We start from the raw sequence: 21043 nt of genomic DNA on the forward strand, positions 1-21043 counted from the left end.
TTTCACGCTACGGTGGCGTGGCCGAAGCCGGCAGGCTCTGTCGGGACCCCCATCCGGCCTACCCGGTCACATGGAATCGTTCCCGGAGCTGGTCCTCGGTGCGGCTGGACCGTCCGATGCGCACCTCGAACTCGCCGGGCTCGACGACGCGGTCACCATTGCTGTTCACGATCGTGAGTTCCGCGACGGGGACCTCGACATCGATGCGTCGTTCCTCCCACGGCGCGAGGTCGATCTGGTGGAATGCCTTCAGTTCCTGATCGGCCCAGCTCGCGGAGGTCACGAGGTCGCTGACGTATACCTGCACGGTCTCCCGGACCGGTCGGTCACCGAGGTTGCGGAGCGTCAGCGACGCTCGGAGCGTGTCTCCGAGGCTGACTTGATCGTGGGTGAGGGCCAAATGCTCGTACTCCACCCACGTGTAGGACAAGCCTTCACCGAAGGCGTATGCGGGTTTCTGGGTGAGGTCGGCGTACCGGTCGCCGTGCTGCCCGCGGAGCTGGTTGTAGTACGTCGGCTGCTGGCCGACGTGGCGGGCGAACGAGATCGGCAGCCGCCCGGATGGTTCGATGAGCCCGAGCAGCAGCTCGGCGATCGCCCGCCCACCTTCCATGCCTGGGTTCGCGACCCAGATCACCGCGGCGGCATCTGTCACCGACGCGGGCAGCGCGAGCGGCTTCGAGGCCATCAGGATCACGACGAGTGGGGTCCCGGTCGCCGCGAGGGCATCGAGCAAGGCGATCTGACCGCCGATCAGGTCGAGAGTCGCGGTGGACTTCCCTTCCCCGACGAGCTCGATCCGGTCGCCGACGACGGCGATGACGACATCCGCGCGCTCCGCGTCGGCGACGGCATCGGCGATGAGCTGCTCATCGGGCGGGCACGGGGTGACAACGGGTGGCCGAGGCTGGCCGTCGGGAAAGTGCGTCCCGTGCGGGTCGGGCGCCATGGTGAGGATGTCGGCGCCCTGCGCGTGGGTGACGGTCCAGTCCTGCGGGACGTGTGCGCGGAGGCCGTCGAGCACCGTGGTGATCATGTCGCGCGGCTGGGAGTCGAGCCATCCGCCCTGCCCGGAGCCGCCGGCCCAGTCGCCGAGCTGCTGCTGGGCGTCGTCTGCGAGAGGGCCCATGACTGCGATACGCATCGGCGGCCGTCCGGTTCGTGCAGCGCGACCGTTTTCGTCGGTCGGGTCGACGTGGAGCCCGCCGTCGAGGGGCAGGATGCCGTCGTTGTGGAGCAGCACGAGAGAGCGGCGAGCGATCTCGAGGTTGAGCGCGCGGTGGGACCCGGCGCCGATTTCCCGATCGATGCGTTCCGGATCGGGGCGCCGCGGATTCTCGAATAGCCCGAGCTCGAACTTCACGCGGAGGATGCGGGCTACGGCGGGGTCGAGGTCGGCTTCAGTCAGGAGCCCGGTCCGGATCGCCTCCTGGGCGCCGTCGAAGAAGTCCGGGGTGGTCATCACCATGTCGTTGCCCGCCTTGACAGCGGCTGCGGCGGCGTGCGCGTAGTCGGGCTGCAGCTTCTGCTCCCAGACCATGCGGCCGACGTTGTCCCAGTCGGTGATGAGGGTGCCGGTGTAGCCCCACTCGCCGCGAAGGACGTCGTTGAGCAGCCAGTCGTTGACGGTGATCGGCACGCCGTCGGTGGTCTGGTAGCCGAGCATGAAGGTGCGGCAGCCCTCGCGGGCAACCCGCTCGAACGGCGGGAGGAACCAGGAACGCAGTTTGCGCTGTGAGATGTCGGCCTCGGACGCGTCCCGCCCGCCCTGTGTCTCCGAGTAGCCCGCGAAGTGCTTCGCCGTCGCGAGGATCGCGGTGTCGTCGGAGAGACCGCTTCCCTGGTAGCCGCGGACCATCGCCGAGGCGAGCTCGCCGATGAGGAAGGGGTCTTCGCCGAACGTCTCGCCCACACGGCCCCAGCGGAGGTCGCGGGCGATGCACAGGACGGGAGAGAAGGTCCAGTGGATGCCGGTCGCGGCGACCTCGACGGCGGTTGCGCGGGCGACATCTTCCACGAGGGCGGGATTCCAGGAGCCGGCCATGCCGAGCTGGGTGGGGTAGATCGTCGCACCCTCCCAGAACGAGTGGCCGTGGATGCAGTCCTCGCCGATCAGCAGGGGGATGCGCAGCCGCGACCGCTCTGTCAGGTCATGCGCGCGCAGCACGCGCTCCGGTGAGGTGTGCAGCAGCGATCCGACATGCGTTCGCAGCACTTGGTCTTCGAGGTTGTCGCGGGCGTCGAGTTGCATCATCTGCCCGACCTTCTCCGCGATCGTCATCCGGCTCAACAAGTCGGCGATCCGGTCGTCGATCGCGAGGCTCGGATCAAGGTAGTCGGCGTCAGTCACGTCTTCTCCGTTCGTGCGGCCAGGGGACGAGCCCCAGGCTGGAGTGCCTGCCGGCGGAACGAAGGCTCTTCGCTGCGTCGGCCTGCACCGACGCTAAAGTATGCCACGCGTAAGAAATTCAGCCAACCCCCTCGCTGGAATTTCATCCACATGGCAGAACCTGGCCTGCGCTACCACGCGGACTGTTGGAGGGAGGAGAGATGGCTGGACGACGTGGACCGTACGCAAAGTCTGCGGCTCGCCGGGACGCGATCCTCGACGCCGCAGAGGAGGTGTTCTCCACGACCGCGTATCACTGCTCGTCCGTGACCGATATCGCCCGCCGTGCCGGGCTCACGACGGCGATGGTCTGGTACTACTTTCCTTCCAAAGGGGATCTGTTCGCAGCGGTTTTGAAGCGGCGCGATGACCTCGCATTCCGCCTGTCGCCGCGAGATCCGGATGATCCGCTACATGAGTTGCAGGGCTTCGTCGACTTCGCGGTGCAGACCCTGCCGTTTCCGGGCGTGATCGCGCCGCAAGGCATCACGACGTCGCGCCCGGCTCCTCAGGACGATGCCGCCCGCGTCTACTGCGTGGAACGGTACGCGCTCATGCGTCAGCGTCTCACCGAGATCCTTGACCGGTGTCACGCGCGAGGGCTGCTGTGCCCCGGTATCGAACCCACACGCTCGGCACGCGCGATCGTCGCGATGATGGACGGCCTCCAGATCCAATCGCTCACCGACCCCGACAGCGTCGACGTGGTAGACGATCTCGACAACTACCTCGCCGCACTCTTCGTCCCCGGCGCGTGGGGCTACGAGGCAGCGCGAGAGCTCGGCGCGATGAAGGGCAGAGGTGCAGCAGGACTCGATCCGGCGTCGCCCTAGTAACGATCCCTCTCCCAGAAGATGTATTCCCGGTCGTCGTCGGTGAGACCCCATTCGATGCCGATGGAACGCTGCCAGGCGACCATCAGCCGGCAGAGATCGGCAAGTACCGCACCGAGCTCCTCGGTGGTCATGGCTTCGTCGACAGGTCGCAGCCGATGGAAGGTCAAGCTCCAAGCATCCCAGCTGTCTTCCACGTAATCGGTCCACCCCTCTGGCAGCGGTTCGGGTCGGTAGGGCTTGCCGCTCTCGTCGAGCCCGAGTTCGGGGGCGAGATAAGCCAGCACTCGGACCAGACCGTTCGCAGCGTTGAGGGTTCGGGAGGCGGCCTGACCGATATCGGTGCGCCAGATGCGCGTGGCTTCGTTGAGCTCCGCGCGTAGATGGGTGATCGCGTCCGCGAGATGGTCGACGTGCATGAACGGCGACGGTGCGTGAGCGGCGGTGTATCGCTCGATGCGGTGGTCGTCGACGTGTGCGGCCAGCGGTTTGCGGCAGGCGGCGTCGGTCTTGCTGAGCCCCTCGACGTGCTGGTAGGCGTCAGCGTCCTCGCCACGGAGCCGCAACGCGGCATGTCCGGCTTCGTGTCGGCTCAGATGCTCAGCCGCGGCGATCACGTGCTCGATGAGCGCCTCTACCGAGCCGACGTCCTCCGAGGTGGCGAACAGCACGGGCGCGGAGATCACGATGTCGAATGTGCCGTCGTCGCGCGGGAGGGTGATCGCGCCGGCGTAGCCGGCGCCGCGGTCCGTGGTGTAGGTGTTGTCGGCGGCGCGTTCGGTAATCCGATTCACGGTCGCGACCATGTCGCCGGTCAGCGTCAATCGCCAGAGCGCGGTGTCGGGAACCAACTCGATGATCCCCGCGACCAGGGCTTGTAGCAGTCCCTGCTGCTCGATCATGAACGTCAGTGCGCTGGCCAGCTCCGGGTCGCCGGAGTCCTCGGGGAATCCGTCGAGCGAGATGCTGATTGGTGAGGCGGGGGTGTCGCTCATGACGGTCACCATAGATGACACCACTGACATGATCGCAGAACAGTGGGGCGGAGCGGTTGTTCTGTGGTGTGGTTCGATCGAAAGGTGGCGGAGATCGATCTGAGCAAGCTTCCGGCGGGTGCGCGCGGCTGGGGCGAGTTCGTGGGGTGGGCTACTCGGTCCGACGATAGTCAGGAGCGTTACTTCCTCGAGCTGAAGTCCGATGTGGATCTGTCGAGCAAGCGGGGCCAGCATAAGGTCGCGAAGTTCATACTCGGCGCAGCGAACCGGGACCCCGTCAAGGCGGCCAAGCGCTTCGGAGGCTACGCCGTGATGTTGATCGGCGTTGGAGGCGGTCGTGCCGACGGGATCGTCCCGTTCGAAGCGAAGGACCTCGAGCGTGAGGTCAAGAAGCTCACTGGTGCGGAGGGGCCGGGCTGGGACTACGAGCAGATACCCGTCGCCGCAGGCCAGGTCGTGATCGCGATCATCGTTGATCCGCCCACTGGCCGAATCTGGCCCGCACTGGCGGACGGCGACGGGCTGTTCAATGGCGACGTCTATTTGCGCGGCGACGGCAAGACCGAGAAGGCCACCGGCGCCGAACTGCAAGTGATGCTCACAAGAGTTGCTGTCTCGGGGGCATCGTCGGCACTCCCTTCGATTACGGTGGATGTGCTTGAGCAGGCCCTTGTCGTTCAATTCGATCGGGAGCGACTCAGCAAATACATCGAAGACAGCGCCCATGAATTGCTGCGAGAGATTGACGCGCCGAAGCGCCCCTCTCCGTTCGGATGGGAACTCTCGGGTCTCGGGGTCACGGAGCGTAGGTCGAAGGACGAGTTTCGGCGCCAAGTCGCTAGGTGGCGCGAAGCCGCCTTGGCCGCTCCAGAATCGGGCCTTGAGGAGATCGCGGCAAGGTTCGCCGTTGGCATTCGCCTTCGCGTGACGAACCCGGAAAAGGTCTCGCTCCGTGATGTGCGCGTGGACGTTGAGTTCGATGAGCCCATCCGCGCTCTTCGCTGGGAAGACGGCGACGATGAGCATGCCCGAGTGACGCTCTTCCCTGAGCGGCCGAAAACCTGGGGCAGCGACAGCATTGTCCCGCTGCTCGCCGCAAGCTCGTTCGGGCCGTTCGCTGTACGTGACCGGAACCGAGTCTTATGGATTGAACGGTCAGTTCCTGCCCGCCTTTCCCTCTCGCTAGATCTGCTGCGAGCCAAAGAGACCTTCGTCACTGACATGGACGAGGTCGTGCTTGTCGCGTTCGTCGGATCAGAGCTTCAAGCTCCCGTCACGGGTCGATGGACCCTAACAGCCGGCGACGTCCACGACGTGCTGGAAGGACAGCTAGACCTGGCCATCGACCACAGAGACTGGATCGCCGCGATCGCCAAGCTTATGGGCGACGCGCCCGGTGACGAACCTGGTCAGTAGCCGATGCGTTGACCTATGTGCTTCTACTGGTGACACGATGCGTGGCCCGGCCCTGCAGTCGGCGGCGCCCACGCCCCGCGAGATCACGCGGTTCAGCAAGACGATCGGGTGACAAATTCACTGGAATCGGACAGGCGTGTCCGATCTAGAGGGGTTGGCGATACCTATGCGTCTATGAGGCGCCATGTTGGCGTCGGGATGCGAGGAGACGATGTTGCGCACCGAGATCAGGCCCGAGGTGGTCGAGAAAATCGCGGTCCGCGCGCTGCCGCGGCGCCCGTGGATCTGGCCCGGAAGGCTCGCCCTGATCCTCGGCGCCGCGGTCATTGTGATCGGGATCTACGGCGTCACCGGCAACGACAAGATGATCCCGATCACGATCGCCGCCACGGTGGTTGCCGCCGCGCTCGTGGTCGTCTTCGGTGTGCGGCGGTGGATGCGCGGGCGGTCGATCGACAAGATGATCGAGGCCGTCAACGCCGTCGTCCGCGCGGCCGCCCCGACCCGCGACCTGGTCCGCCCGTCACGGTGGAAGGGAGGCTGGATCGGATACCCGACCCGGATCAGGGTGACCTACCCGGCTGACGTCGTCGACGCCGACCCGAAGTTCCTCGAGTCCCTCGTCGGCCAGGTCACGAACCGGATGGGCATCCCGTACCGGATCAAGAAGAACAACTCGAAGACCTGCATCGTCACCCTCGAGCTCGACACCACGGAGGAGGCCGCGGCCCCGGACCCGGACCACCTGAAGCTTGAGAGCATCGTCCAGTCGATCGTGCCGGGCATGACCGTCAAGGAGATCTCCCGCAACGACGTCGACGAGATCTCCGAGATCCAGCTGCGGTGGCCGCCGTCGCAGACCTCCCGCGTCAGCACGAAGTTCATCCAGAGGAAGCTGACCGACGGGATCCAGATCGCCGTGGGTCAGCCCTTCGACACAGACTTCGACTTCACCCAGGAGCGAGCCGTGTCCGCACCGCTCGTCCCGTTCCCCGACGTCATCCCGCACCCGGCCCGCGATGACGCCGAGCCGATGAAGGTCGCATTCGGACAGTTCCGCGACGGCACCCCCTGCATCTGGAACCTCGACGACCCGCTGCCCCACGTGCTCATCGTCGGCGGCACCGGTGGTGGAAAGACCGTCCTGCTGCTGTCGATCCTCACCGCCCTGCCGAACGGTCTGCGCCGCGACGCCTTCGGTCAGTGGGTCCGCGAGGAAGACGCGATCGCCGCCGAGGTCTGGCCGATCGACCCGAAGCGGCTCGGCCTGTTCAACCTCGACCTGATCCCCGGTGCGAAGCGCGCAGCGACCCGAGAGTCCGCGATCGTCGACTACATCCTGGGCGTCAAGCGCAAGATGGACGATCGGTACGAGTACCTCGAGAAGAACGGACCGCACCTGCGCGCCGAGCTCAACCCGCTCATCCTCGTCGTCGACGAGGGCGAGGAGATGGTCGACATGCTCAACGACTGGTGGCGCTCCGGCGACGGCAAACTCGACTGGATGCAGCGGTTCGGGCTCGAGAAGGCGCCCACCGGCAGCACCCACCCGGTGATGACCGCGTTCGGATCCATCCTCCGCCTCGGCCGCGAGGGTCGGGTGCACGTCATCCTCGCCTCCCAGCAGGCGGCATCGTCCTGGCTGAGCACCTCGAGCCGATCCCAGTTCGCGGTCCGCATCGCCCTGCGAAACCTCGAGCAGTCCACCTCGATGATGACCTTCGGCAGCCTCGCCGCCGTCTCCGGCCTCGAGAACCGGCCCGGCCGCGCCTGGGTCAGCGTCGGCATGGGCATGCAGCCCGAGCACGCGCAGATCTTCTGGACCCCGAAGCTGGCACCCGGCATCAACGACGCCGACCGCGAGATCCTCCACGGCCTCGGCATCCTGCTCCCCGACGATCCCGGATTCGTGGACCCGCGGGCGCGAACGGCCGTCGACGACGACCTCGACGACGACCTCGACGAGGACGAGGCCGACGAGAACGCCGTCGACCAGGACGGAGCTGAGGAAGCGCCGGCCGTCGAGCCGGTTGTCACCGGCGAGGACCTCGAGCTGCTGCTCGCCGCGGCCGAGCTCATCATCACGTCGCAGTTCGGGTCCACCGCGATGCTGCAGCGAAAGCTCCGCGTCGGATTCGCCAAGGCCACCCGGATCATGGAGCTGCTCGAGGAGCAGAAGGTCCTCGGCCGTTCCCGTGGGGCGAAGGGGCGGGAGGTCCTCGTCGAGCCTGACGAGCTGCCCACCGTCCTCGCCCAGCTGCGCGGGGAAGCGCCCGCACCCTCGGCCGAGGAGTCGACCCCGACCGAGGCGCCCAAGCCGGTCGAGACACAGGCAAAGCGCCGCCGCCCTCGTCCGTCCGAGAATGTGCGGTTCATACCGACCGAGGTCGAGGAGATCACCGATCGCGGCGGCGCCGACATCCACACCTTCGACGTCGCCGTGTCCGAACTCGAAGTCGGGATGGACATCCTCGTCGACGTCGACGGGATCTCCTGCCGAGCCACGATCGACACCATCGACGTCGACACCAGCGACCCGGACTGCCTCACGATCTCCTACGTCACGGAGGACGGCGACGGCCGGATGATGACGGTCCCCGAGGCCGAGAGCGTGTCCGCGATCCTCGTCTGAAAAAGACGAAACCGGCTGTCCGATCTGAGCCAATCCGCGCACCTATGGGTGGTGACGGTCGCAACCCCGCGACCGCACCACCCATAGGAGCGTCACGGATGTTCACTCAGGCCACAGATGAGCTCGACCTCTTCGGCAACGCCTTCGCCGGCTACGAGTACTTCCCGTACCTCCTCCTCGCCGGCCTCCCGCTCTGCCTGCTGTATCTCGGACTGCGCCGCCGCCCCACGCCGCACCCTGCACCCCGCAACCAGTCGCCCAGCCCCGTGCAGCGGGCAGCCACCCCGGCCACGAAGACCCGATACGTCGACGTCGATGCACGCTCGGTGCACACACCCCGAGCCGCCGAGTCGCGCGCGGACATCTTCGACTACTTCCAGCCAGCAGCAACAGCGACGATCGACACGGCGCCCGCTACTGAAACCCCCGCATCCGGATCAGACGACCCCGCGTCATCGCGCTCGGCCACCGAACAGACGACGCGCTCCCTCGACGAGCTCGAGGACCTCGACGAGCGAAAGGCGATCGGCTGGGGCGTTGTCATCGTCGGAGCAGCCATCATCGCGCTCCTGCTTCTCACCGGATGGAGATTCCCGGGCACGGACAACTTGCAAGGACTCACCACCGCCGGCTGGTGGGCGATCGGGGTCCTCGTCACCCTCAGCATCCCCGCAATCCTCCGCAAGGCTCTCCGCGAGAAATCCCTCGGCCAGCGTCTCGATGTGGGCGGGTTCTGGCTGCTGCTCAGCACCGCCACCATGGCGCTCGTCGTCGTCGCTGTCGGCCTCGGACTGTCCACGCCGATGTTCCGTATCTGGCTCGAGACGCCTGGTGAACCGCAGCAGACCGCCATCACCACCGAGACGATCGTCCCCTCATCCGTCACATTCAAGTCCGGCAGCTACTTCGGCATCATCCTCGGCGGCACCTCAGCCGAGGTCTCCGGCCTGGTCAAGACCGACGACGGAGTCCGGACTTTCTCAACGTCGCGCTACCGGTACGGAGACGACTGGCAGCTCACGACCGAGAAGACCTGCACCACGACGACCTACAACTCCCCGCTCGTGATCCAGAAGCCGATCCGCCAGGAGCAGTGCTCCACGAGCACGATCGCCGTCCTCGGCAAAGAGATCACCGAGCACTGACCCGCCGAAAGGACCCAGACCATGACCAACACCCAGCAGCAACCCGACACCACAGACGACTGGATCGCCCTCCTCATGCTCCTCACCGGAGTGTCCGGCATGGGCTTGTTCTCCCTGGGCGCCTTCGTCGCTCCGGCCCGCGACCTCGCTGTCCAATGGGGGCTCCTCGTTCGCGGCGATGCCGTGCTGATTCCGCTCATGGACGGGGTAGGCCTCGACATCTGGCGGACGCTGATCGTCGCCGGCATCTTCGTGCTGTTCGTAGCCGGGTCGATCGCGATCGCCCGATCGCGTCGACGCCGCGAAGGGCGGTAACTCGATGTGCGATCCACGCCCCGGAGCACGCTGCAGCGCCGACACGATGAAGGAGCTGCAGGCAGCTGAGGAGCGTCGCACCGCGGCACAGCTCGAAGCGGCCGAGCGCCCCGACGACGTCGACGCCCAGCAGCGCCTGCGCCAGGCGGAGGAGAAGGTCGCCCGCAAGCTGGCCGCCTACGACTCATCACCTCGAGGCCAGTCCGATCTGCGCTCCGCGATCGCCGCCGCGGCGGATCCCTCTGCGATCGCCGTCGACGAGCTGCGCACCCGCCTCGCCATAGGTCGGATCACCCGGGTCGACCAGAAGCGAGCTCTCGCCCGTTCCCGCGGCGGATCGGCCGTCGAAGAGTCCCGTGAAGCCGACAAGGCGCTGCGCCGTCTTCGTCACCCCGCGCCGCCGGCCGAGATCAGTGAGACGCCGGCGCTCGGGTTCTACGTCCTCACCGACACCGGCGCCGACCGCTACACCGCTGCCAGCGCAGCGCGCACCGCGGCGATCGCGGCCGGTGCCCCCAACTTCTATGACGCCCAGACCGGCGACCAGGTCGTCCTTCACCGAGGAGAGCGCTGATGAGCGAGAGCAAGATCCACGGACCCATGGAGGGCGGCCGGGCCGCCTGCGGTCGGCGAGCCACCACGATCGACCACAGCTGGGTGACGGTCACCTGCGAGGACTGCAAAGCAGCTCGCCGGGCGGACGAGGCGCAGCTCGCACTGGCTGGGGCGATGCGCTGATGGTCACCTTCCACAACCGCAATCCGCGCCCCGCACGGCCGAAGGAATCCTTCCGCAGTGGACCGGATCGACTTCGACCGCATCAGTGCGCAGACCTTCGGGAGCGCCACCATCCGACTGCTTGTCTTCCGTCCGGGAACGACCGCCACCGAGCGCGCGAAGGTCAGCTTCTACTGCCAGCTCGTCGTCAACAAGCTGTGGGTATCCGTCGCCGTGCTCGCGGTGCTCCTCACCCCGGCGCCGATCCGAGCCGGTGGAATCTGGTGGACGCTCGGGTTCGGGGCCTTCGTCACCGCCGCGATCGTCGCCGGGGCCTGGCTACTCGCCCGGCCGACGCTCGCCGACGCACACGGCATCCGGGTCAGGGCACGGGGAACCAAACGTGGACCCCAGTTCTCCGGCGACATGGGCCTCCTCGAGGAGTACACCGACCGGCTCAGCGCTCTCGAGTCCGCGGGCCTCAACCCGGTCGACCACGAGGCCGAGTGGGCACGCATCTACGACGACCTATCCACCATCACCAACCGAGCAGGGAGCACCTCATGATCGACCGCATTCAGACCTGGCTGGACCTCCACCCGCGCACCCGCTTCACCGGTCGCGCCACGACGGCAACCGTCGCAGCGCTGCTGTACATCGGGATCTTCACCGTCGCCTACGGCGTCCTCGGCGTTGTCGCGGCCGGGCTGATCATCGCGGTCGTGCACCTCGCCGGCGCCCTCGCCTTCACCTCCGTCGACGCGGTCTGGGGAGCATGGACGGCGTTCGTTGGACTGGGCGCCATCGTCGGGGCGATCATCGGCCTGATCCGGGCCCTGCTGCGCGTGGTGCGCGACGACCCCGACGAGCGCCGCAGTCGCACGATCATCGCCCGCGACCTGGTCGCGCAGGCCGTCGTCGCCCGGCGTATCGGCGCCGAGACCGTCGCCCTGCAACTGGGGATCCTCGGCGGCGGCGACATGCGCTGGTCTTACACCGTGCGTCTGAACGGCGGTCCGTCCACGGCCGATCAGGCATACGACCGTCTCACTGTGCAGCTCGCGAACCCGTCCCTGGTAGCTGGTACCGACTTCCGGGTCGACGAGCAGCGCCGTAGCTGGTTCGCGGAGATCTCGGCGACGGCGGAGGAGATCATCATCCACCGCGCGGTCGAGGGCTCAGCCGCGGCGGATATCTCGTCGGTCATCGCCAGCGCTGCGCAGCGAGCTCGCGCGATCCTTGCCGAGACCGACGGTCTGTTCATGACCGCGATCGAGAGTGAGCTTCGCACCGCCGGCAGCATCCGCAGCGCCCGATTCCACGCCCTCCTGGGGTCGGCGGTGGAATCCCCTGCCACAGCGGAAGCGCTGTTCTGATGGTCGTCTTCACGGAGCCGCTGCGCGTCGTGCCGCTCGGGTACACCACCCGCACCGGGGCGCGGATCACGCTCACGATTGGCGATCGACCCGGCTCCACGAAGCAGGAGTACTCCATCAGCCGTGACGTCGACGAGTACCTCACGTCGATCGACATCCGGGCCCTCTACCGCGACCTGTCCGAAGCCGACCGGGATCTGCTCGCTGCGCTGCATGACAGCAACATCGTGGCGGTGTGTCCGATCTCGCACGGGCTGACGGTCGTGCCGTTCACCCGCCGACCGCTGAGCCTCGCCGAGCACCTGGGTGCCGACTGCATCGTGCGGTTCGACGACGCCGGGGAGAAGGTGATCGTGTCCGAGACGGGCGGCCGCATCCTGCGTCTCATCGACGGCGACCGCACCCTGCAGCAGCTCGCCGACGAGGTCGAGCACACCAGCGCCCCGACCGCCGCGGTGGACGTCCTCGCCGAGGCGGCCTCGCTGGCCCAGACCATGCGCGCCGTCGGCGCGCTGACCTTCGAGCCGGCGAGCTGACTCGTGTCCGCCCTCTACGGCTCCGCCGCGGCATCCGTCAGCGATGAGATCTACCGGGACTGGTCCGCTGACCGCTGGGCCGGCTCACGGGTGCCGGCCTTCTGCGACTGGCCCACCTGCCAGGTGGAGATCAACCGTGGCCGCGACTTCCGCTGCGTCGCACATGGCGTCGACGACGGCTGTGAGCTGTTCTTCTGCCCCAGGCACCTGGTGCAGATCGCCGTGCACGACCTGGTCCGGCCGAAACCCGATCACGCAAGATGGGAACTGATGATCCTCACCGACGACACCCTCGAGCCGTGGCGGCAGAACCACCCCACGGAACTCGAGCAGGAACGCCGCCGCCAGGAGCACACCACTCTGCGCGAGACCCTCAACGACCTCGCGCAGTCCGCCGACCGGCAAGCCGCCCGGGCGGCCGCGCTGTCCGGACTCGCACAGAGCTCACGGCTGTTCCACCTTGCCGATGAACTGCGCCGCGCGGCTGCCGCGCTCGGCGGGACCATGTCGCGTGACGACGTCCTCGAGGTGCTCGACGGTGCGCAGCGTGTGGTCGTGACGGCGATGCTGCAGCTGGATGCCGCCGAGCGCACCGTCGAGATCTGATCGCCTACGCCTTGCCGGCGTCCTGCAGGATCAGCCGGGCCCGTTCGCCGGAGATCCCGGCTTCCTTCGCGATCTCGGCGGTGCTCATCGTCGTCCCGAGCTCACGGATCACCTGATCGCGCTCCGCTCGAGCGTTGCCGGCGTCCTGCTCGAGCTGCGCGATCTCCTCGCGGATCTCGCCCGCCCGTGCGATCGCCTTGTCGTGGGTCTGCGGGTCGTCGACGGATCTGCGCTGCAGGTGCAGCCCGATCTTGTGCAGGTACGCGCGGCTGAGCCCGCTCGCTTGCGCGACCTCGCCGACGGTGCCGCGGTGTGCGAGCGCGATGCGCAGCTGCTCGAGCTGTTCCTCGCGGAGTGCCCGCTGCTCGTCATCGATCTTCTTGAGGGTGGCGCTGAGGCCGCGAAGCCGCGACCTCAGCGCTGTCGTGTCGATGTTCATGCGTCGTCCTTCTGTGTGATCTGGAACCCGAGGAACTCGAGCGTTCCGGGCGTCGAGTCGGGCACGGAGATCCAGTCCGGGCCGTCGACGCCGACGAGGACCGCGTCCCCGGCGATGTAGTCGCCGGGCGTCAGTGCGATGTCGAAGTGGTGCAGCAGACGACCGGCGACCGGGTTGGCCTTGTGCCCGCGGATGAACTTCTCTTCCTCGTGCATGACGAGGTCGACGTTCTCGGTGAGCGAGATCGCTTGCACGTACCCGCCGACGAGCTGCTGCAGCGCGGTGAGCTTGTGCTCGTCGTCGATGGTGAGCTGCTCGACCGTGCCGTCTGTGCTGAGCTTGATGACCTTCATGATGAAACCCCTATCCGGTAGTTGACTTGACGGTTACCAATATAGGGGTTCCGTCAGGCGGTGTCAACCCGGTTGGAGACTTCGTCAGCTCTTGCCGCTGCCCCGTGCGCTTCGCCAGTGCTCGGTGACCGGATGCCCGCCCCTGACGTGGCTGGTCACATGCACGTCGCCGGCCGGCGGCGTCGGGTCCGGCTGTGCGGCCGCGGCGTCGGGATCATCGGTCCACCCGTGGCCGGGCACCCAGGTGAGCCCGGCGGCCACAGGCTCGTCGACGAGCGCAGGGTCGACGAGCTGCTTGGCGAGGGTGACGGCCTCCTGGACGTTGAGGTCGCGCGCGGCCGGCGTCTTCATCGCGAGCGGGCGATAGCTGCGCTCCCACTCGTCGGGTACCGCGAACTCGTCGAACGGAGGCGTGCGGGAGAGTGCGCGCTTGGCGTCGATCGCCATCTGCAGCTCGCGCATGTCCACGGTCTGCGTCTTGGCGATCGTGACCAGGTCGACGAGATCCTTCACTCGGCTGCTCGGCCTGCCGGCATAGGTGTCCATCGTCGCGGTCACCTTCTCCGCGATCTGATCCGCGATCGGGAACAGCCGATAGGGATGAGTCTGGATCGGCCGGCCGAGCTGCAGCCTGTTCGACGGATCCGCGGTCTCCACCCGGCCGATGGGCGGCGGGCCCACGACGACGTCGATCGGCACGTCGAACAGCTTCCGACCAGTGCCGGCATCCTGCGCGGTGAACACCAGCCGGCGTGTGTCGACCCCGGGCTGATTCTGTCCGAGCCCGGTCTCGCGCACGCCCGTCAGCTGGAACCGGATATGGTCGCCGAGGTCACGGGAGGCGACACGCTGCAGCGCCTCCTGCGCAGCGTCGAGATCCGTCGCGTTGGTCGCGGCCAGGTCCAGGTCCTTCGTGGCTCGGGCCTTCGGAACTCGGGCGAGCATCGCCGTCCCGCCCTTCAGCAGCCACTCGGAGTCCTGTCCATCCGCGAAGACCCGCGAGAGGAACCGGTCGTGATTGGCCTGGACGATCTGCTCGTTCACGTTGAGGTTGCTGTCGCCGGTCTTCGCGGCCCGGGCCGCCTCGGCCTTGATGGCCTGCGAGATCCCCTGCCAGCTGCGGTAGCCGGCTTCCTCAGCCATGGGCGGCTGCCCCGGCCTGCAGTCCGGCCTCCTGCATCAGCTGCGCGGCGAGATCCGCACCTGACTCCGCACCGTGTGCGGCGGCGATCGGTGCGAGGTGCTCGGCGAGGTGGCGAGGGGAGAGGAGCTTGCCCTGCTCGGCGGCCTGGCGCAGCGCGTCGACGACGAGGGAGCGATCCGCCCACTGCTCGAGGAGGTCGGCGATCGTGCGCTCGACGGTCAGCGCCGGCAGCCCGTTGAGGTACACGACGTCACTGGGGGAGAGGTGGCGCGTGCGCAGCCTCACGTCGGGCAGCCTGGTGGTGCGCCGCGTTGGTGTGAGCACGTCGACGACGCCGGGGAACCAGTCCCCGATGCCGTGCGCGATCGCCGCGGTCTCCCCGGCGACGACGACCGCCGGCACGCCTTCGGCGGTCGGCGGCAGGGTCGCGCCACCGAGGGCGAGCCAGGGAGCGTAGATGAACTCGTGCTCGGGCTCCGGCGCCCCGGCCATCCGGTAGACGCCCTGCGCGACCCGGAGGATGGCGCCCGAAGTGCTCAGTCCCGAGAGGGTCTTGCGCGAGACGCCGGCGCCCGCCGCCTGCGCGGTGGTGAACATGCCCCACCGCTCAGCAGCGAGCTCACCGAGCTCCGCGATCGTCTTTCCAGCCATGACAGCAATTGTACCCGAAAAGGGTAACAAATGCTGTAGCTCATCATTCGGCCATGAATCGGTGGATCCCGGGGCCGGATCGGGGCACGAGGGTTGAGGAGACGTAAGACATATGAGACACTTTGAGAGCCCAAGCAATACCAGGACCCCCGAGAGGCGCTGCATCCTCTCGGGGGTCAATTCTGTTCGGTGGGCGTTCCGTCCCGACGAGTCGTGGGATCAGGCTCGGCGCCGCCGTGGGCGATCACGTACAGCTGGGTGAGCCGGATCCGCAGATGCCCGTTCCGGGCCATGGCCTCCTGCAGCTCCTCGACCGTGGGCGGCCGCGGCTCGTCCGGTGCGAGTGTCCCGATCGGCAGCGCCCGCACTGCCCACGACGCGATGGCGAGCTCGTCGACGTCGACCGAAGCGATGTGCTCAAGCCTGGTCTCCCAGCGGATGGTGACGTGCACGATCACACCTGCTTCGGTCGGTGCCCGCTGATCTGGTGGTAGGGGATCGTGTCCGTCCATGAGCCGCCGGCGAGGCTGCGCACGGAGACCGACTTCGCGTTGACGCGCAGGACCGGGAACCATTGCCCGCGATACGCGACGAGATCTCCGCACGCGACGTCGTCGCGGGTGAGGGCGATCGCGGAGCCGTCGGCGATCTGCTGCGCGCGTACCCGCGTCCAGTGCGCGAGGTCCTCGTCGACGTGGGCGAGCTCATCCCGCAGCCGGGTCAGCTGATCGCCGGATGCCGGCGGAAACTGATCGCCGAGGTGATTGCGGTAGCCCTCGATCGAGCGGGTGATCTTCCGCAGTTGCGTCTCGAGCGTGGAGATCCGCCGGGCGACAGCTCTCGGCTCGGAGCGGGCGGCATCCGCGGCCGCGGTCGCTGCGGCTCGCCGCTCGAGGTCCTCCTGCTGCGTCCTCGCGTCGTGCTCGATGTCGCGCGCCCGCTGGGCCCGGGCGAGGTCGCGACGATGGCGCGCCTCGGAATGGTGGCCGACGAGGATCGGCTGCCCGAACGGGATGCCGTCGGCGATGCGCCTGGCGACCGCCTCGGACTGCTGGGCCCGATCGCCCTGGTGAGCTGCTCGCGCGGTGAGCTCGTCGACGCGCTGCGCTGCCCGATCATGCCGGTCCTGCTCGACATCGGATGCCGAGCGGGGTGTCGCGTCGATCTCGACCTCCACCTCGAACCCGGCCTCCTCGAGCAGCTGCGCGGTCCGGGCGATCAGATGCCGGCTCGGTGCGCGATCGCGGGAGCGGGGGACGTACCAGCTCGCGATCCGGGCAGACCAGCGCCATCCGGTCCCGCGAAGGATCTCCGCGGACCCGTCGCCCTTGTTCGTGCCCTCGAGCAGCGTGCCCGCGGCCGCCGTGTGCGTGATCGTCAGCGCCGTCATGAGTCGTCCCGGAAGATGTCGGCCACGCCGATCACGATCACCACGAGGGAGACGAGCAGGATGACGAGCAGGATGCCGGTGAGCAGGATGCGCCAGATGTCGGTGCCGAAGACGATCGCGAGCAGGATGCTCACCGCTCCGGTGAGGAGGAAGATCGCCGTCGTGCCGGTCTTGCGGATCCAGGATTGCAGCGCGAACTGCTGAGCCTCGCCCGTTCTCTGCTGCGGCAGCGCGGTCACGACGCACGCTCCGGGGCCGAGGTCAGCTGCGGGAAACCGGAGGTGCGCGTCCATCGGGGAAGCGCGTTGCTGAGCCCGCGGAACTCGAGCACGCCGGCATCTTCGCCCGGGCCGGTGGGCCAGCCGCGCAGTCGGGATTCGACGGCTGCGCCGAGCTGCTCGAGGAACAGCCGGGCCGCCGAGTCATCCCAGTCCGGGTGCTCACGCGAGTTCTCGCTCAGGAACAGCCGGCAGCGCTCCACCTGCAGGGTCTGCTGCGGGGTGAGCGAGTAGTCGGGCTGGTCGGTCGCCGCCTGCCAGATGAGATCGAACACCGGCTCCCAGGTGTAGGCCGGGGCCGGCAGCTCCATCCCGCGAGCGTGGCTCGCCGAGGCGTAGTTCGCCTCCCACAGCTGCTGACCGATCTGATCGGCGCGCTGCACGAGCTGGCGGGTGTAGTCCGCGTCGTCGTCCCTGCGGGTGCCGAGCACCGCGGCGGTGACGATGAGGTCGATGGTGTCCTTGGGTGCCAGGAGAATGGCCATGGTGGAACCCCTCTCAATTTATAGTTGACTTGACGCATACCAATATAGGGAACAAATACGAGATAGTCAACCCAGTTGGAGAAGGTGGCTTCGCTGCATCCCTGACGTGGCCGCGCCGGCCTGACCTCCGGCACCCCGCCGATATGGTGTCCGCATGGCAAAGCGGATCATTCACCAGCTCGTCGATGACCTGGACGGCGGAGTTCTCGAGCACGACGAAGGGGAGACCGTGCTGTTCTCCATCGATGGCATCGCGTATGAGATCGACCTGTCGAACGCTCACGCGGCCGCTCTGCGCGAAGCGCTGGCCGGCTACGTGCGAGCTGGCCGTCGAGTGACGGCATCACGCTCCGCCTCCACCCGCCGTGCAGCCGGCGAGACGGCAGCGATCCGTCAGTGGGCAGCAGCCAACGGGCACGCGGTCTCGGACCGCGGCCGTATCCCGGCCCCGATCGTCGCGGAGTACCACGCCGCCCACTGATCCGGCCCTCGGCAAAGCGGGAGCGCGCCCTATGCTCACTGCATGCGGAAGCTCTCCCCGACTCAGCTGAAGGCGCTCGCGCGCATTCACTTGAGCGGGCTCGTCATGCGTGAGTCCGAGATCGACGAGCGCTTCGCGGCGTCGCTGGACCTCGAGGCCCCCAACTTCGTCATCGTGAACATCGCCACCGTGCGGGTGCTGCTGCGCGAAGGCCTGATCACCAGGGTCCGCTATGAAGACGACCCGCCCGACGTCGACTACCGGTGGGGCACCAGCGCCCGCGGCCGCGAGCTGCTCCACGAGAACCGCGACTACCTGGCCGACGCCGGCCGGGAGATCTCGCACTATCGAGCGCTCACGTCGATGTGGAACCTCGAGCTCGCACGGAAGAGCCCACACCTGTTCGCTCGGGCGCCCGAGGCTGCTGCAGCAGGGGAGCCTGGCAGCTAGGCGCGGACGCGCACGAGCTCGTCCCAGTGCGTCGTCGCGCGCGGCGTGAGCATCCCGCGCTTCATCTGCCAGGACGGGCCGGGGCGGAATCCGCCGTAGCCGAGGCCCAGCGCGTCCTTGCCTGCCTTCTTCTGGACGCCGTCGACGAGGGCGGCGATTCCGGCGTCTTCGTGCTTGCGGCGGAAGGGTTCCAACGGCAGGTGCACCCCGGCGGGCAGCAGATCCGTGAGCATCAGGCCCGCGCGGGCGTACCGGATGCCGTCTTCGATCTGGGGGAGCAGCTGGTGCGCTGCGCGTGTGAGCTCGACGGGATCCGCGGTGGGGAACGGGAGCTGCACGCGCACGCTCGGGTAGTGCTTCTGCTCGGTCCAGTGGCTCGTGCCGGCGAAGACGTCGACGCGGCGCGCGACCTGGGAGTGGCGCACCAGGCGCGCGGCTGCCTGCTGCGCGTAGATCGAGAGCGCCTGCCGGATGCCATCCTGTGTCGTGACCTTCTCGGAGAAGGACCTCGAGATGATCAGCTGGTCCTTCTTGCCGGTGCGGTCCTCCTCGGGGCCGATGCACGCGACGCCGCGCAGCTCCAACGCGGTGCGCATCACCACGACGTTGAACCACTTGCGCACCTGAACGGGATCGGCCGTCGCGAGATCCCAGATCGACGTGATGCCGTAGCCGTTCAAGCGACGCTCGAGGCGGGAGGCGATGCCCCACACCTCGGACACGGGTAGCCGACGCATGAGGTTCTCACGCCACTGCGGGCGCGTCGCCGGCCAGACGCAGACGCCGTCGAAGACATCCAGCTTCTTCGCGGTCCGGTTGGCGAGCTTGGCGAGGGTCCGGGTCGGTGCGATCCCGACGCACACCGGCACCCCGACCAGCCTGCGCAGCTCGTCTTTGATCTCGCGGCCGAGGCGCGACATCGCGTCGACGTCGGCGGCCGTGCGGCGATCGACCGTCAGGAAGGCCTCGTCGATCGAGTAGACGTCGAGCTCATGGGTGAACCGCTCGAGGACCTCCATAGTTCTCCGACTCATATCGCCGTAGAGCTCATAGTTGCTCGACACCGCGACGACGCCCAGCCGCTGCGCGTGCGGGCGCAGCTCGAACCAGGGCTTGCCGAGATCCAGACCGAGGGCCTTCGCCTCTTTCGATGCGGCCACGATCATGCCGTCGTTGTTGCTGAGCACCACGAGAGGGCGCCCCTCGAGGGATGGATTGAACACCCGCTCGACGCTCGCGTAGCAGCTGTTGATATCGCAATGGAGGAGAATTTCAGGCCTCCTGGTGCGTTCGACGCAGTAGGCCGCGCTGCAGTCGCGGCCGGAGAGAGATCGCCCGCTTGCTCATCGGGCTACCGAAGGTGATGGATGCAGTACATGGCCACGCCCCACACCTGAAGGTCGCTCAGCTCCGGCACGATGATGTCCGGATGCTCCGAGTTCTCGGAGCGCAGCACGACGCCGGCCGGCGTGAGCTCGAGGCGCTTCACGGTGAGCTCGCCGTCGAGCACGGCCACGATGACGTCGCCATGCTGCGGATGCTTCGAGCGGTCGACGAGCAGCTCGTCTCCGTCGCTGATGCCGGCGCCGGTCATCGAATGCCCCGAGGCCCGGACGATGAAGGTGGCAGCGCGGTCGTCGACGAGCATGTCGGTCAGGTCGATCGGCCCGTCGTAGTAGTCCTGTGCCGGCGAGGGGAAGCCGCAGGCGACCGCGACAGGCGCGGCCAGGAGAGCCATTCGAGCTTCCACGTCGACGAGTCGCGGCAACGTCGCGAGCATCACGCCTCCCGCACTCTCAGAACATAGAACCGATTCCAAGTATGCGCGCATCTATCGACCTTCGAAAACATTCGCCAGTCATGGCGTGCATGCCGGGCGAGCCGCTGCGGGGTCACGCGGGCAAAGAAAGACGCCCGGCCGGAGCTAATCAAGTGTCAAGTCAACTAACTCGAGAGGAGATCCACGAAGGAAATTCCGCTCAACGGCCGGGCGCCAGGTCTTCAATTTATCAGGTGGCTCCTCAGCTGCGGAGGGGCCAGCGTGCGACCTGCGGGATGCCTGCAGCTTCACGCTCGTTGCGCAGCTGCTCGAAGCGGGCACGTCGCTCCTTGTGCCAGCTGTCGGCTTCATGCTCGGAGGGACGCACGCACCGGGTGCGCGTCGAGCCACAGGTCGGGCAAGGGACCTCCGCCACGCAGGGGTCGACGGTGAAGTGCCGGCATTGGCAGCGGTCGCACCAGGCGCTGACGAGAGGCCGCCCGAGTGTGTCGATCAGCTGCGGTCGGATCCGTTCGTACTCCGCCCATGTCGCCGGTGCCGGCGGGTGAGTCCCATAGCGTGGTGTCAATTCCTGCGGGGCTCTCGTCGTCGCTGACGATGAAGGGCCACCGTGGGATGACCAGTTGTTTCCG

25 protein-coding genes are annotated in these 21043 nt (G+C 67.6%); 13 read left to right on the forward strand and 12 right to left on the reverse strand.

Annotated elements, in window-relative coordinates:
- Window positions 1–58: 58 nt before the first annotated feature.
- Window positions 59–2350 (reverse strand): exo-beta-d-1,3/1,6-glucosidase, encoded by a 2292-nt coding sequence (locus ACH3VR_RS22080; protein ID WP_397558498.1) that lies wholly within the window; start codon window positions 2348–2350, stop codon window positions 59–61.
- A gap of 200 nt (window positions 2351–2550) precedes the next feature.
- Here ACH3VR_RS22080 and ACH3VR_RS22085 point away from each other — a divergent pair, with 200 nt between their 5' ends.
- Window positions 2551–3222 carry a TetR/AcrR family transcriptional regulator gene (locus ACH3VR_RS22085; RefSeq protein WP_397558522.1) on the forward strand — a complete coding sequence of 224 codons (672 nt, stop codon included), beginning with the start codon at window positions 2551–2553 and terminating at the stop codon, window positions 3220–3222.
- On the opposite strand, the gene ACH3VR_RS22090 is transcribed toward ACH3VR_RS22085, so the two are convergent.
- On the reverse strand, window positions 3219–4217 hold the full coding sequence (locus ACH3VR_RS22090; RefSeq protein ID WP_397558499.1) for a hypothetical protein: 999 nt from the start codon (window positions 4215–4217) through the stop codon (window positions 3219–3221). The two genes, ACH3VR_RS22085 and ACH3VR_RS22090, sit on opposite strands and share 4 nt — an antisense overlap.
- Before the next feature lie 84 nt (window positions 4218–4301).
- On the opposite strand from ACH3VR_RS22090, the gene ACH3VR_RS22095 reads away from it, so the two are divergent.
- From ACH3VR_RS22095 to ACH3VR_RS22140, 10 genes are all read left to right on the forward strand, one after another.
- Window positions 4302–5633, forward strand: coding sequence for a hypothetical protein (locus ACH3VR_RS22095; protein ID WP_397558500.1), 1332 nt, complete (start codon window positions 4302–4304; stop codon window positions 5631–5633).
- 211 nt (window positions 5634–5844) lie between these two features.
- Complete coding sequence (locus tag ACH3VR_RS22100) at window positions 5845–8265, forward strand: DNA translocase FtsK (RefSeq protein ID WP_397558501.1); 2421 nt, start codon at window positions 5845–5847, stop codon at window positions 8263–8265.
- Between the two features lie 98 nt (window positions 8266–8363).
- Window positions 8364–9410 (forward strand): hypothetical protein, encoded by a 1047-nt coding sequence (locus ACH3VR_RS22105; RefSeq protein WP_397558502.1) that lies wholly within the window; start codon window positions 8364–8366, stop codon window positions 9408–9410.
- Between the two features lie 21 nt (window positions 9411–9431).
- Window positions 9432–9725, forward strand: coding sequence for a hypothetical protein (locus tag ACH3VR_RS22110; RefSeq protein ID WP_397558503.1), 294 nt, complete (start codon window positions 9432–9434; stop codon window positions 9723–9725).
- Between the two features lie 4 nt (window positions 9726–9729).
- Window positions 9730–10299 (forward strand): hypothetical protein, encoded by a 570-nt coding sequence (locus ACH3VR_RS22115; RefSeq protein ID WP_397558504.1) that lies wholly within the window; start codon window positions 9730–9732, stop codon window positions 10297–10299.
- The gene (locus tag ACH3VR_RS22120) at window positions 10299–10463 is read left to right on the forward strand and encodes a hypothetical protein (protein ID WP_397558505.1); all 165 of its coding nucleotides are present in this window, start codon (window positions 10299–10301) and stop codon (window positions 10461–10463) included. Before ACH3VR_RS22115 ends, ACH3VR_RS22120 begins: the two co-directional genes overlap by 1 nt.
- A 57-nt stretch (window positions 10464–10520) precedes the next feature.
- Entirely contained in the window at window positions 10521–11009 is a 489-nt protein-coding gene (locus ACH3VR_RS22125) for a DUF6611 family protein (protein WP_397558506.1), read from the forward strand.
- A complete protein-coding gene (locus tag ACH3VR_RS22130) occupies window positions 11006–11818 on the forward strand; it encodes a hypothetical protein (RefSeq protein ID WP_397558507.1) in 813 nt (270 codons plus the stop codon). Before ACH3VR_RS22125 ends, ACH3VR_RS22130 begins: the two co-directional genes overlap by 4 nt.
- Window positions 11818–12354: a hypothetical protein gene (locus ACH3VR_RS22135; protein WP_397558508.1), complete on the forward strand. Its 537-nt coding sequence runs from the start codon at window positions 11818–11820 to the stop codon at window positions 12352–12354. Before ACH3VR_RS22130 ends, ACH3VR_RS22135 begins: the two co-directional genes overlap by 1 nt.
- Before the next feature lie 3 nt (window positions 12355–12357).
- Entirely contained in the window at window positions 12358–12960 is a 603-nt protein-coding gene (locus ACH3VR_RS22140) for a hypothetical protein (RefSeq protein ID WP_397558509.1), read from the forward strand.
- A 4-nt stretch (window positions 12961–12964) separates the two neighbouring features.
- Here the strand turns inward: ACH3VR_RS22140 and ACH3VR_RS22145 are convergent, their stop codons facing one another.
- From ACH3VR_RS22145 to ACH3VR_RS22180, 8 genes are all read right to left on the reverse strand, one after another.
- On the reverse strand, window positions 12965–13399 hold the full coding sequence (locus tag ACH3VR_RS22145; RefSeq protein ID WP_397558510.1) for a hypothetical protein: 435 nt from the start codon (window positions 13397–13399) through the stop codon (window positions 12965–12967).
- Window positions 13396–13752, reverse strand: a complete 357-nt coding sequence (locus ACH3VR_RS22150) for a DUF3846 domain-containing protein (RefSeq protein ID WP_397558511.1) — start codon at window positions 13750–13752, stop codon at window positions 13396–13398. Before ACH3VR_RS22150 ends, ACH3VR_RS22145 begins: the two co-directional genes overlap by 4 nt.
- Window positions 13753–13836: 84 nt before the next feature.
- Window positions 13837–14895, reverse strand: coding sequence for a nucleotidyl transferase AbiEii/AbiGii toxin family protein (locus ACH3VR_RS22155; RefSeq protein WP_397558512.1), 1059 nt, complete (start codon window positions 14893–14895; stop codon window positions 13837–13839).
- The gene (locus ACH3VR_RS22160) at window positions 14888–15547 is read right to left on the reverse strand and encodes a type IV toxin-antitoxin system AbiEi family antitoxin domain-containing protein (RefSeq protein WP_397558513.1); all 660 of its coding nucleotides are present in this window, start codon (window positions 15545–15547) and stop codon (window positions 14888–14890) included. The genes ACH3VR_RS22155 and ACH3VR_RS22160 overlap by 8 nt, the downstream gene beginning before the upstream one ends.
- A gap of 176 nt (window positions 15548–15723) precedes the next feature.
- Complete coding sequence (locus tag ACH3VR_RS22165) at window positions 15724–15999, reverse strand: hypothetical protein (RefSeq protein ID WP_397558514.1); 276 nt, start codon at window positions 15997–15999, stop codon at window positions 15724–15726.
- Between the two features lie 2 nt (window positions 16000–16001).
- Window positions 16002–16937 (reverse strand): DUF3560 domain-containing protein, encoded by a 936-nt coding sequence (locus tag ACH3VR_RS22170; protein WP_397558515.1) that lies wholly within the window; start codon window positions 16935–16937, stop codon window positions 16002–16004.
- Entirely contained in the window at window positions 16934–17176 is a 243-nt protein-coding gene (locus ACH3VR_RS22175; RefSeq protein WP_397558516.1) for a hypothetical protein, read from the reverse strand. Before ACH3VR_RS22175 ends, ACH3VR_RS22170 begins: the two co-directional genes overlap by 4 nt.
- Window positions 17173–17700, reverse strand: coding sequence for a hypothetical protein (locus ACH3VR_RS22180; RefSeq protein ID WP_397558517.1), 528 nt, complete (start codon window positions 17698–17700; stop codon window positions 17173–17175). The genes ACH3VR_RS22175 and ACH3VR_RS22180 overlap by 4 nt, the downstream gene beginning before the upstream one ends.
- Before the next feature lie 154 nt (window positions 17701–17854).
- Here ACH3VR_RS22180 and ACH3VR_RS22185 point away from each other — a divergent pair, with 154 nt between their 5' ends.
- Both ACH3VR_RS22185 and ACH3VR_RS22190 read left to right on the forward strand, forming a co-directional pair.
- Window positions 17855–18181 carry a histone-like nucleoid-structuring protein Lsr2 gene (locus tag ACH3VR_RS22185; RefSeq protein WP_397558518.1) on the forward strand — a complete coding sequence of 109 codons (327 nt, stop codon included), beginning with the start codon at window positions 17855–17857 and terminating at the stop codon, window positions 18179–18181.
- A 42-nt stretch (window positions 18182–18223) separates the two neighbouring features.
- A complete protein-coding gene (locus ACH3VR_RS22190; RefSeq protein ID WP_397558519.1) occupies window positions 18224–18631 on the forward strand; it encodes a hypothetical protein in 408 nt (135 codons plus the stop codon).
- Here the strand turns inward: ACH3VR_RS22190 and ACH3VR_RS22195 are convergent.
- The gene (locus ACH3VR_RS22195; RefSeq protein ID WP_397558523.1) at window positions 18628–19902 is read right to left on the reverse strand and encodes a Y-family DNA polymerase; all 1275 of its coding nucleotides are present in this window, start codon (window positions 19900–19902) and stop codon (window positions 18628–18630) included. The two genes, ACH3VR_RS22190 and ACH3VR_RS22195, sit on opposite strands and share 4 nt — an antisense overlap.
- An 80-nt stretch (window positions 19903–19982) precedes the next feature.
- On the reverse strand, window positions 19983–20369 hold the full coding sequence (locus tag ACH3VR_RS22200) for a LexA family protein (protein WP_397558520.1): 387 nt from the start codon (window positions 20367–20369) through the stop codon (window positions 19983–19985).
- Between the last annotated feature and the right edge of the window lie 674 nt (window positions 20370–21043).

It is taken from the genome of Microbacterium alkaliflavum (assembly GCF_044325405.1).
In the GTDB taxonomy this organism is placed as follows: domain Bacteria; phylum Actinomycetota; class Actinomycetes; order Actinomycetales; family Microbacteriaceae; genus Microbacterium; species Microbacterium alkaliflavum.

Bases quoted from the DNA above. Each gene is read 5' to 3' on its own strand.
- ACH3VR_RS22155 (WP_397558512.1), bottom strand. From the start codon at position 14,895: ATGGCTGAGGAAGCCGGCTACCGCAGCTGGCAGGGGATCTCGCAGGCC.
- ACH3VR_RS22085 (WP_397558522.1), top strand. From the start codon at position 2,551: ATGGCTGGACGACGTGGACCGTACGCAAAGTCTGCGGCTCGCCGGGAC.
- ACH3VR_RS22090 (WP_397558499.1), bottom strand. From the start codon at position 4,217: ATGAGCGACACCCCCGCCTCACCAATCAGCATCTCGCTCGACGGATTC.
- ACH3VR_RS22105 (WP_397558502.1), top strand. From the start codon at position 8,364: ATGTTCACTCAGGCCACAGATGAGCTCGACCTCTTCGGCAACGCCTTC.
- ACH3VR_RS22180 (WP_397558517.1), bottom strand. From the start codon at position 17,700: ATGGCCATTCTCCTGGCACCCAAGGACACCATCGACCTCATCGTCACC.
- ACH3VR_RS22185 (WP_397558518.1), top strand. From the start codon at position 17,855: ATGGCAAAGCGGATCATTCACCAGCTCGTCGATGACCTGGACGGCGGA.
- ACH3VR_RS22100 (WP_397558501.1), top strand. From the start codon at position 5,845: ATGTTGCGCACCGAGATCAGGCCCGAGGTGGTCGAGAAAATCGCGGTC.
- ACH3VR_RS22200 (WP_397558520.1), bottom strand. From the start codon at position 20,369: ATGGCTCTCCTGGCCGCGCCTGTCGCGGTCGCCTGCGGCTTCCCCTCG.
- ACH3VR_RS22110 (WP_397558503.1), top strand. From the start codon at position 9,432: ATGACCAACACCCAGCAGCAACCCGACACCACAGACGACTGGATCGCC.
- ACH3VR_RS22160 (WP_397558513.1), bottom strand. From the start codon at position 15,547: ATGGCTGGAAAGACGATCGCGGAGCTCGGTGAGCTCGCTGCTGAGCGG.
- ACH3VR_RS22115 (WP_397558504.1), top strand. From the start codon at position 9,730: ATGTGCGATCCACGCCCCGGAGCACGCTGCAGCGCCGACACGATGAAG.
- ACH3VR_RS22135 (WP_397558508.1), top strand. From the start codon at position 11,818: ATGGTCGTCTTCACGGAGCCGCTGCGCGTCGTGCCGCTCGGGTACACC.
- ACH3VR_RS22170 (WP_397558515.1), bottom strand. From the start codon at position 16,937: ATGACGGCGCTGACGATCACGCACACGGCGGCCGCGGGCACGCTGCTC.
- ACH3VR_RS22150 (WP_397558511.1), bottom strand. From the start codon at position 13,752: ATGAAGGTCATCAAGCTCAGCACAGACGGCACGGTCGAGCAGCTCACC.
- ACH3VR_RS22120 (WP_397558505.1), top strand. From the start codon at position 10,299: ATGAGCGAGAGCAAGATCCACGGACCCATGGAGGGCGGCCGGGCCGCC.
- ACH3VR_RS22190 (WP_397558519.1), top strand. From the start codon at position 18,224: ATGCGGAAGCTCTCCCCGACTCAGCTGAAGGCGCTCGCGCGCATTCAC.
- ACH3VR_RS22130 (WP_397558507.1), top strand. From the start codon at position 11,006: ATGATCGACCGCATTCAGACCTGGCTGGACCTCCACCCGCGCACCCGC.
- ACH3VR_RS22145 (WP_397558510.1), bottom strand. From the start codon at position 13,399: ATGAACATCGACACGACAGCGCTGAGGTCGCGGCTTCGCGGCCTCAGC.